Raw genomic sequence first — 14045 nt, 5'->3', positions numbered from 1 at the left:
ATAGTTAGTAAGTTAGCCTGAGGGTTATGCGCCTATTGCTGATTGACGATGACGAGGTTTTGATGGAGACGCTAGCAGCGCGTCTCATCAAACAGCGCTATGCCGTTGATATTGCTAGTAATGGTGAGATGGCCCAGGAATTTTTAGATCTGTTTGCCTATGATCTGATAGTCCTAGATATGTTGTTGCCTGATATAGATGGGATCACCCTCTGTAAAACCTGTCGGCAACAACATGTTAACTGCCCCATTTTGATGTTAACTGCCAAGGATGAGAGCCAAGACAAAGTCAAGGCTTTAGATGCTGGGGCCGATGACTATGTGGTCAAACCGTTTGATTTTGAGGAGCTATGTGCCCGGATCCGGGCACTACTCAGACGTGATGGTCACGATGCAACACCGACGCTTAAGTGGGGGGATCTATCGATCGCTCCAGAAACCTTTGAGATTTTTTATGGCAACCATCAACTTCATGTAACGCCGAAGGAATATGCACTACTAGAGCTTTTTATACGTCACCCTAATCGCGTCTTTAGTCTAGATGCAATTATTGACAATCTCTGGGCATTTGAGGATCCACCCAGTGGAGATGCGGTGAGGACTCATATTAAGGGCGTCAGGCAAAAGCTGAAGGCTGGCGGAGCGCCTAAGAATTTTATTGAAACGGTCTATGGTTTAGGGTATCGCTTGAGGGCCTTGGAAGCTATGGTACCGTCTGAAGCAAACAAGCCGGTACCAGACTCTAAATCACTGACCCAAGCAGATATGGAGGCTGCGATCGCAAAAGCTTGGGTCATGCATCAAGACACGATGCAAGAGCGGCTGACCGTATTAGAAGCGGCTGTGGCTGCTTTGGGTAGCGACGGTCAGTTGAGTCCAGAACTGCAACATGCAGGGCGTTCTCAAGCCCATAAACTTGCCGGTTCCTTAGGGTGTTTTGGGTTTGCAGAGGGATCACGGCTGGCCCGTAAACTAGAGCAGTTGCTACAGCTTGATGTCCCGCTGGACAATGAACAGGTATTTCAAATGACCAGTTTGGTGGAGGGGTTGAAGCAGAATCTAGCGTCTGGGGGGAGTCAACAAGCTGTCTCCGCTGCAATGGCCAGTACACCTCAGATTCTGCTGCTTGGTGCTGGAACAGAATTTAGTCAGTCTTTAATAACGTTAGGGGCAGCATCTGGATTGCGTATTGTAGCTTGCCCTGACCTATCCCAAGCTAAACCCAAATTACAAGAACAACCATCCGATGGCTTAGTGATATGGCTACCGGAAGTAGAACCAACGAACGTTGGATTAACAGACTTTTTAGAGCACTTAGCGAAAGAGATAGGAGATAAGCCACTGTTGGTGATTTCTGATGTAATGGATTTTCGCCAGCGGTTAATCTGGGTACAACAGGGAGTAGATCGAATTTTGCCCAAGTCTACATCACCGCAACAGGTAATTAAGGCATTGAAACAGCTACTTCAAGAGGATCAAACAGCAGCCAAGGTGATGATTGTGGACGATGATATTCAGGTACTGGACTTTTTGAAAACGATATTATCTCCTTGGGGGTTTCAATTAACCACTCTCACTGATTCGACTCAGCTATTGCAGGCCCTAGAGACAGTGCAACCGAACTTACTCGTTTTAGATGTGGAGATGCCCGAGGTTAATGGGTTAGAACTTTGTCAGGTTTTACGCGCTGATGATCGATGGCAACAACTACCAATCTTATTTTTGACTGTCCATGAAGATATCCCAACTAAACAGGATGCCTTCAAGGTGGGAGCCAATGATTTTATTAGTAAATCTGTAATGGTGACAGAGCTGCCGATGCGGATTTTAAGTCGCTTGCAACATGTGCAGGCATAAGTAGGGCTTCATGTTATGGATAATGACACTAAGGAATAAAGATCAAGGCCACGGTAGTCCAGTTGAATCCATCGAGATTCAATCTGTTCAATTTCAGTTTACTCCTTTCCATCAGTTATTAAGCTTATTTTAATAAGATAATTAGCTTACTGAGGACTAGTTGTCTTAGGCTAGAATTCTGAGCATTAATGGAAAGAATTTTCCGTGGCTAATAAATGCATTCTCATCATTGATGACGAAACTGATATTCACACTGTTGCCCAAATAGGACTAACATTAGAAACCGGCTGGACAGTTCTAACGGCGTCATCAGGGATTGAAGGCGTAGAGATTGCCCACAAGCAGCATCCAGATGCTATTTTATTAGATGCTATGATGCCTCAACAAGGAGGTACGGAAACATTAGAGATTTTACAATCATCCCCTGAGACAAAAGATATTCCTGTAATTTTCTTTACAGCCAAAACTCAAGCAACCCATCGTCGTGAGTTTTATCGTTTGGGTGCGAAGGGGGTAATTAGTAAACCCTTTGATCCCACTACTTTGGCAAGTCAAGTATCTGGTTTTCTGGGTTGGAACGAGTAAATAGTAGTCCCGTTTATTTTCCTTCCTCATAATATCCCCAAACTTTCCTCGTACTCTAAAAAGAGTTCGATAGGGACCAGTTAGGGAGTGTCAACCAATGTTTATCTGGAAAGCTCACTTCAAGTGTTTTGGAATACTTCTAGGCGTTATCTGAATCAACTACTGCTTGATAGAAACCGGCAAACTGTTCTAGAACTATGGCAGTAAGGAAAACAGGGTTAAGTTAATTCAAGGAGCTTTATCATGAGTACAGTAAAAACCATGATTAATACCATTGGTGAGTCTATCCAAAAATCGACAGCTTGGGTACTAAAAGCCGCTAAGCGGCTCTTTTCTCCCAGTGATGACAACTATCCTGATACGGGGGTACAGCCCTTTGAGGGTGATATTCCAGAGACCGATCAGCCATAAAGTCTATGGCAGCTGGAACTGTTATTGCGGTCAGAGGCAGTGTAGTCGATCTACATTTTCCAGATGCACTGCCTGCCTTACATACCCAGGTAATTCTCGGTGGGCGTGGCACTGTTGAGCTGGTGAGTTATCTAGATGCTCATACGGTACGAGGAATTGCCCTCACATCCACTGATGGCATTGCTCGGGGAACAGGTGTAGAAGAGACACATTTGCCCATACAAGTCCCTGTGGGAGATGGTTTATTGGGGCGAGTTTTTAATGTCTTTGGCAAACCGATCGATGGGAAAGGAAAGGTCTCTGGTCCTGTTCGTTCCATTTATAGACAGCCGTTGTCTTTAAATGAGCGGATTACTCAGACTCAGATCCTAACTACGGGGATTAAAGCCATTGATGTACTGGCCCCCTTAGAACGTGGAGGTAAGGCGGGACTATTTGGAGGAGCTGGGGTGGGTAAAACGGTATTGATTACTGAGTTAATCAATAATGTTGCCAAACAGTATCAAGGTGTCAGCATTTTTTGTGGGGTAGGTGAGCGTTCTCGTGAAGGGGAAGAGCTGTATCGTGAAATGAAGACAGCGGGGGTCTTAGATAAGACTGTCATGGTTTTCGGGCAAATGAATGAACCGCCAGGAGCACGATTTCGGGTCGGGCATACGGCTTTGACTATGGCGGAATATTTTCGGGATGAGGCCCACCAGGATGTGTTGTTGTTAATCGATAATGTATTCCGGTTTATTCAGGCCGGTTCGGAGGTGTCGGGGCTGATGGGACAGTTGCCTTCGCGGGTGGGTTATCAGCCTACTCTAGCAACAGAAGTCGCGGCGTTAGAGGAGCGGATTTGTAGTTCTGATACAGGTTCGATTACTTCGGTGCAGGCGGTGTATGTTCCAGCGGATGATTTGAGCGATCCTGCTGTAGTTCACATTTTTTCCCATCTGTCGGCTTCGATTGTATTGTCTCGAAGGCGCGCCAGTGAGGGATTATACCCAGCTATTGATCCGCTACAGTCTGGGTCAAAAATTTTAATGTCTTCAGTGGTGGGAAAGCGTCACTATGAGATTGCTCAGGCAGTTCGTCAGACATTAGCAGATTATGAAGGCTTAAAGGACATTATTGCCATGCTGGGGATTGAGGAGCTGGCCCAGTCTGAGCGACAAACGGTTTATCGAGCACGACGCCTAGAGAGATTCTTGACTCAGCCGTTTTTTACGACTGAACAATTTACGGGTATCCAGGGACAGCAGGTGTCTTTGGATGATGCGCTGAATGGGTGCGATCGCATCCTTAATGATGAATTTGCCAATGTGCCTGAAAAAGCTCTGTATATGATTGGTTCTGCCCCAACCCCCTAAGCTCTGATGCATCTCAAAATTCTGCTTCCCACTCAAATTCTCATCGACCAGCCCGTGACCAAAGTTGTGGCTGAAGCAGCCAATGGGAGCTTTTGCCTATTACCACGTCATATTGATATGTTAACGGCTCTGGTGCCTGGCATTCTAACCTTCCAAACGACCAACGGCGATGAAACATTTTTAGCCGTAGAGGGAGGCATTCTGATTAAATGTGGACCGGAAGTACTCGTTTCCACCCGCAATGCATTTCAGGGACAAAGTTTAGAGGTATTAAAACAGGATGTGACACAACAGTTTTATGCCATTGATGAACAAGAGCGTCAGGCCCGCACAGCCATTGCTCGCATGGAATCGAGTCTAGCTCGTCAATTTACGGCCTTATCTGTGGAGTAAATATGCCGTCATCTCATCCACCTCCAGAAAATCATTCTTTTTCAGGTAAGATTGGCAAAAAAGCTCATCGTAAACTGAAGGCGCGTCATAGTCAAAAATCTGTATGGTTTGCCGTGGGCATGTTTGGCATGGTGGGTTGGGCCGTCACATTACCAACGCTGATGGGTCTTGGTTTAGGTATCTGGCTAGATCGTCGTGACCAGGGGCAATATTCCTGGACCCTGATGCTGTTAGTTCTCGGCTTGGGGCTAGGCTGTTGGAATGCCTGGTACTGGGTGACCAAGGAGAGTCGGCATGATTGATGAGTCAGAGCTGATGATCTTGACCCTGTTGGTGGAGATTACGGTTGTAGTAGCGATGGTGAGCAAGGATGCGATCGCACTGAGGATTTTAGTATGAGCGTTATCGGTTGGTTAGGGTTCTTCTTAGCAGGTTTGGGCCTAGGAAGTATTTACTTTGGTGGTCTTTGGTTTACTCTGCGTCGCCTTCGCCACTGGCGACAGCCAGTCTTAGGGATGGGCGTGAGCTGGTTAGTCCGTTTAACTATATTGTTGGGAGGTGGTGTTTGGTTATTAAAACAGACGGCTATGCCACCGCTGTTGGTGATTTTGTTACTGAGTGCCGGCGTGTTGTTTAGCCGCACGTTATTGATCGTCTGGTTGCTAGCAGCTGTAGAACGATCTGTGAAAATTACTTACCCTACCAAAGATTCTCAAATATTGTCTCACCAGTAAGGAACTGGGCTTGTGAAACTCACTCCTGATCAAATCTTGATATACTTTGGGCCGATTACTCTTAATGCCACATTGGTGTTTACCTGGTTTGTGATGGGATTGTTGGTCTTAGGGTCCTGGTGGATAACCCGTAAACTGTCAGCAGCAACGCAGATTTCGCCAGGGCAAAACCTATTGGAGGTGCTAGTACTGGGGGTAACCAACCAAATTCGAGATATCAGTCAGCAAGATCCGGCCCCCTATTTACCTTTTGTCGGATCGTTGTTTATTTTTATTGCCACTTCAAATTTACTCACCATTTTGCCGGGGTATCAACCACCCACTGGTTCACTCTCTACTACGGTAGCTTTAGCCATCTGTGTTTTTGGGGCCGTACCATGGTTTGGCATCCGCCGGAAGGGATGGCGAGCCTACCTACAGCAATATTTAGAACCTACGCCGATCATGTTACCGTTCAACCTGATCGGCGATGTATCTCGTATTATTTCATTGTCGGTACGGCTATTTGGCAATGTCATGAGTGGCACCATGATCGGGGCGATTTTGCTGTCTATTGCCCCGCTATTTTTTCCTGTGGTCATGCAGGCATTTGCCCTGGTAACTGGGTTACTTCAGGCCTACATCTTTGCCATTTTGGCCATGGTATTTATTGCCTCGGCCACTGAGGTTCAAACCCCATCTTCCCATCTTTCATCCCCGGATTCATCTAATTCTTCAGGAGACGTTTCTCATGGATAATGTTGCGCTTATTGGCATGGCTTCGATCGTGGTGGCTGGGTTAACTATTGCGGTAGGCTCAATCGCTCCTGCGTTAGGGGAAGGTCGTGCCCTGGCCCAAGCTCTCAGTGCCCTGGCCCAACAACCCGATGAGGCGAATACCATTACCCGTACTCTATTTGTGGGTATGGCATTAGTAGAATCCACTGCAATTTATTGCTTTGTGATTACGCTGATTTTGATTTTTGCCAATCCATTTTGGTCTTACGTGACAACCCAATTGGGAGGGTAGGCCATGCTGATTGATTACCGCATCGTGGTAGTGCAAATCATTAACTTTTTAATTTTGGTTTGGTTGTTACAACGATTTCTCTATGGGCCAATTACTCGTGCTATGGAGGAGCGCAAAAAGACCATTCTAGATCAGCTAGAACGAGCAGAGCAGCGGGAGACCTTAGCTCAACAAGAGACTCAGCGGTTACAACAGATGCAGCAGGATTTTGCCGCCCATCGAGAACAGCGCATAGCTGAACTACGATCGCAGCTAGAAGACGAACGCCTGACGCTTCTAGAGAGAACCAAAGATGAAGTCGCAGCCGCCAGAGATCGCTGGTACCGAGGGATTGCTCAGGAAAAGGCAACCGTATTGCGGACTTGTCAACAACAAACTACCTATCAGGTTACCCAAACCCTGCGTCAGGTACTGACGGAACTGGCTGATGCTTCTCTGGAGCATCAGATTGTTAATCGCTTTCTCGCTCGCCTGGCTCAGCTACCAGAGGTAGAGCGTACCAAGCTCCGTACAGCTCTCACAGATGCAGCGTCAGTGCAGCTGTATAGTAGCTTTCCTTTATCAGCTGTGACAGAGCAAGCAATTACAGAGGCACTGCATACCATTGGACCGTTCTCCCACATCCAATACGACATAAATCCGGCCCTGGTATGTGGCCTGGAGCTGAATGTTCCTGGTTATTGTTTAGATTGGAACCTGGCGAGGTATTTAGAGACCCTGGAACAGAATCTTACTCAAATGCTAGATCGACAAGTTGATCGGCAAGTATCGAGTGGACCAGCTGGGCAATGATATGCAAAACACTAAGTCATCAACTTCACTAACAACAGCATTGGACCAGACGCTGGCATCCTTTGCCCAAGCGCGAACACAAACTACTCTGGAGTTGACCTGTCGGGAAGTTGGCACAGTTACCTTTTTGGGAAATAGCATTGCACGGGTGGTGGGGTTACCAAATGTGCGATCGCAAGAACAAGTTAAGTTTGCCGATGGCTCTATCGGTTTGGCCTTCAACCTGGACCCAAACGAAGTCGGTGTGGTGTTACTAAATAACCATACGGACATCAAGGCAGGCAGCCAGGTACAGCGCACTGGTCGGGTATTAGATACATCTGTGGGAGAAAGCTTGTTAGGTCGAGTAGTGACCGCGCTTGGGACACCGTTAGATCAAGGTGGACCCCTACCTTTATTAGAGCGACGACCGATTGAACGACCAGCGCCTACCATTATGGAACGGGCTCCTGTACGTGTGCCTCTACAGACCGGTATTAAGGTAATCGACGCGCTAGTACCAATTGGCCGTGGACAACGACAGCTGATTGTGGGCGATCGTCAGACCGGCAAAACTGCCATTGCTTTAGACACGATACTCAACCAAAAAAAGCATAATGTGATCTGCATTTATTGCGCCATTGGCCAGCGGAGTGATGCCGTCGCCCAGCTCATTGCCACACTGCGTCACGAAGGAGCCATGGACCATTGCATTGTGGTGGTGGCCAGTGGTGAAGAAACCCCAGCTCTTCAGTATATTACCCCCTATACTGCAACGGCTATGGCCGAATATTTTATGGATAAAGGGCGTGATGTCTTAATTGTCTATGATGACCTAATCCACCATGCTCGGGCTTACCGAGAACTCTCGTTATTGTTACGTCGCCCCCCAGGACGAGAAGCGTTTCCCGGCGATATTTTTTATCTTCACTCTCGCTTGCTGGAGCGCTCTACCTGTCTCCGGTCAGACTTGGGGGGAGGATCTTTGACAGCGTTACCAATTGTAGAAACCGAAGCTGGAAACTTATCGGCCTATATTCCGACTAATTTAGTATCAATTACGGACGGGCAAATTTATCTCACACCCACACTCTTTCAAAAGGGAGTATTACCGGCTGTGGATGTCGGTCGGTCGGTTTCTCGTGTAGGTGGCAAAGCCCAATTATCGGCCTATCGGGCCGTAGCAGGGGATTTACGATTAATGTATTCCCAGTTTCAAGAACTAGAATCCTTTGCCCGTTTTGGTACCCGGTTGGATGAATCGACCCAACAATCGCTGGTGCGGGGGCGTCGGATTAGGGCTGTACTGCGGCAAGACCAGCAGCATCCACTCACCGTTAGCCAACAGATTGCTCTGCTGCTGGCTGCCAATATCGGCTTATTAGATGAAGTGCCACTTGCTAAAATTCCTGACATAGAAGCGTTACTGTGTCGAACAGTAGAGCAACAACTCCCGGATGTATGTCAGCGGATTGTACTCGGCGAAAAGCTGTCTAACGAAGACTGTCAAGCATTATTAGAGATAGCCAGACAGTCTCTGCATTTAGTTTCTGGATAACTTTAGTCTAAGAGAACCGATGAAGACATTAGAATCTCTGCAACGAAAAATTAGCACTGCGGATGATTTACAGTCGATTGTCAAAATGATGAAATCCCTAGCAGTAGTCAATATTCATCAATATGAGGATGCTGTACTTTCCTTGGCTGACCATAGTCAGGTTTTGGCTATGGCTATGCAAGTACTCATGATTAATTTGCCAGGGGTACTTAGTACCCAAAAACCCGGAGTTCCTCAGTGTTTAGGCATTGTTATCTTTGGTAGCGATCAAGGCATGTGTGGACGTTTTAATCCACAGCTGGTTGAGTTTATGAATCGCCGTCTGGAACGATTATATCGCTTTCAGGCTAGGTCTGAGGCAGAGTTAAAATCCCCCACATTTTTAGCTGTTGGCTCTCGTGTGGGAGATAGTTTGACTGCAGCTGGATATGAGGTCAATCAATGTCTATCAGTGCCCTGTTCACTAGGGGGAATCACCCCATTGATACAGCAAATTGTGTTGCAGTTAGAAAGCTGGCGACAAAAATCTCAAGTTGATCATATTTGGGTATTTCATAATCGACCGACGGGGGGCATGATGTCATCCCCAACATTATTACAATTATTTCCCCTGAGCTATCTCTACCTAAAGCAGTTAGAGCAGAAGCCCTGGCCTGCTCGCTGTCGGCCCCAGGTGATGATGGATTATGAGCGTCTATTTACAGCTATTTTTCAACAGCACTTCTTTAGTGGTCTATATCGGGCCTGTGCTGAATCATTGGCAAGTGAAAATGCTAGCCGTCTGGCAGCCATGCAAGTTGCTGAAAAGAATATTGATGAGCGTTTACAAACCCTTAGAGTAGCCTATCAGCAGCAACGCCAAGATGCTATCACAGAAGAACTCCTGGATATTGTTTCTGGTTTTGAGGCATTAGATCCGTGATAGCTTATGACCGTATTTTTATGTGTTCAGCATTACTACAAAAAGGGTAACCAGCCTGATCTCCCATACTCCCGAACTACTTAAGCGATCCCTAATGGGTGCTCAGCCAAACAATTTTTGAGTAATGACCGCAGCCTATTTATAGATTCATCGGTTGTGAGACTGAGGGCAGGTACCTTCGCTAATTTTTCCACTAGCTGAATGCCAGCTGTTGTATTAGTGGTAATGCCACTAACAATGTCGGGAGTGATGCCAAAGCTTTGGCTAACGCCAATGACAGCATAGGGATCAGAGGCACATAATACGGTGAATACAACTTGATCTGCCACCTCTTCTAGGACAACGGCACCATTGTAAGGTTCAAAGGGAGAGGCTCCAGCCTCAGCGACTACCACATCGGGATGTTGGGCCATAATTGTCGATAGCAGCTGGCGTAGGGACTGCCGAAATTCTTCCGGTGGTACCACAGAAGAGGGTAGCCCCGCATCTACAAAGTCAAAGATGGCATCAGCGCCCGCATCATGCATTGACAGAATATCGCGATAGCGGCCAGCCCCTGTCAGCTTTGTGCCAATCACCCGTAACCCCATCTCTTTGAGTAAATGGATAATCACTCGTGCTGCTGTTGTCTTACCGGCTGACATAGAGGTGCCGATGATCATAATGGTGGGACACGTATAGGATTGCCACTCTACCCTAGGAACAAAATCTTGCATACAAATCTTATGTCCCTCACGGATCACATGGCCGCAATACCTTAAAACAGGCTGCGGAGCGATTAACACCGATTGCGAGGTAATCCGACCAAAGAAACCGGCATTGGTCATATCTTCCATCAGGTTATCCTTCTGGATAGATTGCCAATCTCCTACAGCTTCTAATGTCGCGCGGCGCACGCCAAAGGCACCTACAACCCAGTCTCCTGGCATCACGCGAGCCATGCGACCCGTTGTTAGTTCAATGGCATCAGGCTGTCGATGGGCTGAGAGCACTTCCCCCACCACATAGTCACCAGTAGCCCAATTATCTCTAGCCAGGTGCCTAACTGTAAACGGCACAGTGTCTAAATCACTAATGCGTGTGAGGGCACCCAATATATATCGTCGTTCCATAATGGCCTCCTGATGGAGATTTAATAGCGGACTTGCCTCAGAGGAGAGGCAGGGCAGGAGCGAGTAACAGTTGTGTCAGTAGGGCAGTGCGTTCAACCAAGGGGTCAATGTAAATAAATTCACCGGGGGCATGGGCACTGTCTCCAACGGCCCCCATGCCATCCAGGGTGGCGGTATATAAGCTGGTGGTATTGCCATCTGAGCCACCGCCTACGGTGCGTTCTTCTAAGTCAAACCCCAGATCTGTCGCTGTTTGTTGAGCCAGCTGCCAAAGCTGTTGATTGCGGGGAGTCTTTTCTAAGGGAGCCCGGCCAATTTTGCCCTTTATTTTTAGCTGAGTGCCGACCGTATTGGGCTGCAGGGTAAGAATTGCCTGCTCAATACGATGAACGTCACTTTGGTGCAACACCCGCACATCCACTTCGGCGCGGCTGACGGGAGCGATGACATTGGGGCGAATGCCACCATCAATGGTACCGACATTGACCGTGATACCGGCTTCAGGATCGTTGAGGTCAAATAGTTTTTGGATGATAAAGGAGAGTTCCAAAATGGCGCTAGCACCTTTATCAGGTTCTAATCCAGCATGGGCGGCCTGACCGATGACTTCAATGGTAAAATGCCCCACCCCCTTGCGTGCAGTTTTGAGATGACCACGGGGACCTAGAGAGGGTTCCAGCACAAAGGTGCGATCGCAAATCTTAGCCAGTCTTCTCACATGGCGGGTCGATTCAAAGCTGCCAATCTCCTCATCGGAGTTAAGCAATACTAATGGCAATACCTGTGGTTTGAGGTCTAAAACCTGCAGTGCTTCTAGAGCAAACAGCATCATAGTGATGCCTGCCTTCATATCATAGACCCCCGGACCATAGAGTTTACCCTGGTGCCGCTTAATGGGCATAGTCGCTAGGGTTTCTAAAGGCCAGACCGTATCACAGTGTCCCAGCATTAGCTGTTTCGGCTGTTCCGGAGAACTCTGCTTAGAGATAGCTAACAGATGCCCGCCTGTACGCTCACCTGACAATCGCCGTACCCGTAGCCCCCGCCGTTCAAATTCTGTCTGTAACCGATCGAGTAACGGTTGTTGCGAAGCGGGCACAGTAGAAGGAGACTCTATCTTAGCCAGTGCTTGCACCGTTTCAACCATAGTGTTGCGGTGCTGATAAAAATAATCTAGAAGTAACCGACCAGTCTGAGCAGGTATGGGAGTCAGAGTCATAGATGCGAACCAACGTGAAAGGGAAACGAGTAGCTATGATCAATTTTGGCGTAGCGACCTGGGGATAAATAGGCCAACAATGGTGAGCGCAGCAAAATATCTTGATCGTCTTCGGCATTGGTACGCAAAGCGGCCTCCTTGACCTGGGCTGCGACAATTTTGCCAGCAATCAAACTATTATCACCAAAGCCATCGACAATTTTGAAAAGCTCACATTCTAAACCTAAGGTAATATCAGTCAGCAACTCACCCTCTATCACCGTTGCCGGGATAGTGGGCAACGTATTAAGGGCTGGTTTTTGATCATGAGCATCACGAGGAGTCGCAGCCAGACTTGCCGACAGAATTTGACTAGGATTCAAAAAACTAACTGTAAATGCCTGTTCTCGTCGAATATTCTGATAGGTATGGTGACGTGGAGTGCAAATAAACCCAAAAAAGTTGCCGTCCCCCAGGGGTATAGCCCGATGTTTAGGAGCCAGATCACAGTTCCCATCAGGTTCACGGGTACCGATAATGACCAGTGGAGAAACGATGAAAAACCGTTCCCAAATGGGTGTTTGCAAATCTAAGTTAATGGGAGTGTGGCAAGTAGCTGTCACGATAAGTACCTCCGCTCAACAATAAGGACACCCTATTCCTATAGTAAGAATCTTTCTTCATGGTGAGATGGCGCGAGGATAACTTGTAATATTGTTCCTCACATGCCATGGACTCCGAAAGGGGCGCATTTGCTATAGCAGGTCAGAACGCAAGCTCTCGATGGCGACTGGTGGACGACCTGTAGGCGATGGTATCCAGAACTAGCGGGCCAAGTGGGGGATCGCACCATGAGCCACCATACGAATATACCGGCTCAAACCCTTACCGATAGGGTGTCAGAAATCAAAGCAAATGACGGCAAAACCTATCGGGTGATCGAAGCCTCTGACTGGGTGGAACTGGTCAGCGACTGGACGAAGAATCCTGGCAAGCTACGGGCAAAGGCCAAAAACGGCCTGATTGACTTCTTAGCCTGTTTGGCTTGATATCACCCTAGAGGTTTGAGCGCACTGTGCAAACGTTGAGTTAGATGTTTTGGGTGAGCTTTAGTCAAAGCCACTGAGTCACATTGTTGAAAATGACAGAATTGTGTAATAGCGTCTACAAATGCAGCAATGACTAAATCTTCATCAAAATTATGTTGTTCCCAATGGAGTGATTTGATCTCTAAATGGCTAATTTTTCGATGGGCTTTACAATCCATCCGCCCAATAAATTCATCGCGGTAAAGTAGCGGCAGGCAAAAGTAGCCATACTGACGTTTGGCTGCAGGTACATAACATTCTATCCGGTAGTCGTATTGAAACAGTGCTTTGAGCCGTTCTCGCTGAATGACACTATTGTCGAATGGTGAAAGAATCAACATGCGGCTGTTCAACCGGGGAAGAGGACGTTCCAACGCCCCCGTTTCCAATATAAATACTTCGCCACTGCTCACTTGTACTTGTTCTAAAGTGCCCTGCGCCAACCGTTCGTTTACTAAAGCTTTTACAGCCTTACGTAGTTCAGCATTGCGACGCTGGTAGGTCAGCCCTTTAAGTGAAACCAAACCATGGCAGCGCAGCTGTTGATCGACAATATGCGCCGCAAATTCTTCCATGCTGGGCATTTGTGAATTTACGTGAGATGGTAGTACCCGCTCGGTCAGGTCATAGGTTTTCTGGAAACCTTCACGGTTGCTGACCATGAGGTCGCCCTCCATATACAACTGTTCGAGTGCTTTTTTGGCAGGCTTCCAGTCCCACCAACCTGCACGTTTTGTGGTGTTCGTTTCGATATCTCGGGCTCGTATCGGGCCATCTGAACGGATGCGGGCCAACAGCTCTCCCATGAGCTTTGTATCACGGTTTCTATACCAATGGGTTTGGCCGCTTTTAATGGCGTGTTTGTAGGGTAAGGAGAAGCGAAAATCGGTAATGGGGAGAAAAGCTGCCGCGTGGGCCCAATACTCAAAAATGTCGCCATTGAGCAACATTTGATTGGTCATGGCGGGCTTAAATTTCGGCACTCTAGAGTAGAAGACATGATGGTGTGCTCGTTCTACCACCGATATAGTGTCGATCTGTACATACCCGAGG

17 protein-coding genes are annotated in these 14045 nt (G+C 47.6%); 13 read left to right on the top strand and 4 right to left on the bottom strand.

Going from position 1 to position 14045, the window contains the following annotated elements; all coding sequences use genetic code 11:
* Positions 1–26: 26 nt before the first annotated feature.
* The 12 genes from N836_RS47535 to N836_RS47485 all read left to right on the top strand — a co-directional run bounded on the left by N836_RS47535 (position 27) and on the right by N836_RS47485 (position 9594).
* Complete coding sequence (locus N836_RS47535; protein WP_023071749.1) at positions 27–1856, top strand: response regulator; 1830 nt, start codon at positions 27–29, stop codon at positions 1854–1856.
* Positions 1857–2060: 204 nt separating this feature from the next.
* Positions 2061–2441 (top strand): response regulator, encoded by a 381-nt coding sequence (locus tag N836_RS47530; RefSeq protein ID WP_023071748.1) that lies wholly within the window; start codon positions 2061–2063, stop codon positions 2439–2441.
* A 243-nt stretch (positions 2442–2684) separates the two neighbouring features.
* Positions 2685–2852, top strand: coding sequence for a hypothetical protein (locus N836_RS76975; RefSeq protein WP_023071747.1), 168 nt, complete (start codon positions 2685–2687; stop codon positions 2850–2852).
* A 5-nt stretch (positions 2853–2857) separates the two neighbouring features.
* Positions 2858–4207, top strand: a complete 1350-nt coding sequence (gene atpD, locus N836_RS47525) for a F0F1 ATP synthase subunit beta (RefSeq protein WP_023071746.1) — start codon at positions 2858–2860, stop codon at positions 4205–4207.
* Between the two features lie 6 nt (positions 4208–4213).
* A complete protein-coding gene (locus tag N836_RS47520; RefSeq protein WP_023071745.1) occupies positions 4214–4600 on the top strand; it encodes a F0F1 ATP synthase subunit epsilon in 387 nt (128 codons plus the stop codon).
* A 2-nt stretch (positions 4601–4602) separates the two neighbouring features.
* The gene (locus N836_RS47515; RefSeq protein WP_023071744.1) at positions 4603–4902 is read left to right on the top strand and encodes an AtpZ/AtpI family protein; all 300 of its coding nucleotides are present in this window, start codon (positions 4603–4605) and stop codon (positions 4900–4902) included.
* Positions 4903–4995: 93 nt separating this feature from the next.
* Entirely contained in the window at positions 4996–5334 is a 339-nt protein-coding gene (locus N836_RS47510) for an N-ATPase subunit AtpR (RefSeq protein WP_023071742.1), read from the top strand.
* Between the two features lie 12 nt (positions 5335–5346).
* Positions 5347–6072 carry a F0F1 ATP synthase subunit A gene (locus tag N836_RS47505; RefSeq protein ID WP_023071741.1) on the top strand — a complete coding sequence of 242 codons (726 nt, stop codon included), beginning with the start codon at positions 5347–5349 and terminating at the stop codon, positions 6070–6072.
* Entirely contained in the window at positions 6065–6343 is a 279-nt protein-coding gene (locus tag N836_RS47500; RefSeq protein WP_023071740.1) for a F0F1 ATP synthase subunit C, read from the top strand. Before N836_RS47505 ends, N836_RS47500 begins: the two co-directional genes overlap by 8 nt.
* Positions 6344–6346: 3 nt before the next feature.
* Positions 6347–7135 (top strand): F0F1 ATP synthase subunit B family protein, encoded by a 789-nt coding sequence (locus tag N836_RS47495; protein ID WP_023071739.1) that lies wholly within the window; start codon positions 6347–6349, stop codon positions 7133–7135.
* 1 nt (position 7136) lies between these two features.
* Positions 7137–8672 (top strand): alternate F1F0 ATPase, F1 subunit alpha, encoded by a 1536-nt coding sequence (locus N836_RS47490; RefSeq protein WP_031292104.1) that lies wholly within the window; start codon positions 7137–7139, stop codon positions 8670–8672.
* 19 nt (positions 8673–8691) lie between these two features.
* Positions 8692–9594 carry a F0F1 ATP synthase subunit gamma gene (locus tag N836_RS47485; protein WP_023071737.1) on the top strand — a complete coding sequence of 301 codons (903 nt, stop codon included), beginning with the start codon at positions 8692–8694 and terminating at the stop codon, positions 9592–9594.
* 80 nt (positions 9595–9674) lie between these two features.
* On the opposite strand, the gene N836_RS47480 is transcribed toward N836_RS47485, so the two are convergent.
* Genes N836_RS47480 through N836_RS47470 form a run of 3 tightly spaced genes read right to left on the bottom strand, consistent with a single transcriptional unit; the run spans position 9675 to position 12527 of the window.
* A complete protein-coding gene (locus tag N836_RS47480; RefSeq protein WP_023071736.1) occupies positions 9675–10706 on the bottom strand; it encodes a hypothetical protein in 1032 nt (343 codons plus the stop codon).
* A 37-nt stretch (positions 10707–10743) separates the two neighbouring features.
* Positions 10744–11925 carry a M20 family metallopeptidase gene (locus N836_RS47475; protein ID WP_023071735.1) on the bottom strand — a complete coding sequence of 394 codons (1182 nt, stop codon included), beginning with the start codon at positions 11923–11925 and terminating at the stop codon, positions 10744–10746.
* Positions 11922–12527 carry a flavin reductase gene (locus tag N836_RS47470; protein WP_023071734.1) on the bottom strand — a complete coding sequence of 202 codons (606 nt, stop codon included), beginning with the start codon at positions 12525–12527 and terminating at the stop codon, positions 11922–11924. Before N836_RS47470 ends, N836_RS47475 begins: the two co-directional genes overlap by 4 nt.
* A gap of 228 nt (positions 12528–12755) precedes the next feature.
* Here N836_RS47470 and N836_RS75210 point away from each other — a divergent pair, with 228 nt between their 5' ends.
* Positions 12756–12953: a hypothetical protein gene (locus N836_RS75210; protein WP_235071058.1), complete on the top strand. Its 198-nt coding sequence runs from the start codon at positions 12756–12758 to the stop codon at positions 12951–12953.
* A 2-nt stretch (positions 12954–12955) separates the two neighbouring features.
* Here the strand turns inward: N836_RS75210 and N836_RS47465 are convergent.
* The coding region (locus tag N836_RS47465; RefSeq protein ID WP_031292102.1) for a winged helix-turn-helix domain-containing protein at positions 12956–14045 on the bottom strand (1090 nt) is incomplete at its 5' end.

This window comes from Leptolyngbya sp. Heron Island J, from assembly GCF_000482245.1.
Lineage (GTDB): Bacteria > Cyanobacteriota > Cyanobacteriia > Phormidesmidales > Phormidesmidaceae > Leptothoe.
This window is presented reverse-complemented; position numbering and strand designations above follow the sequence as displayed.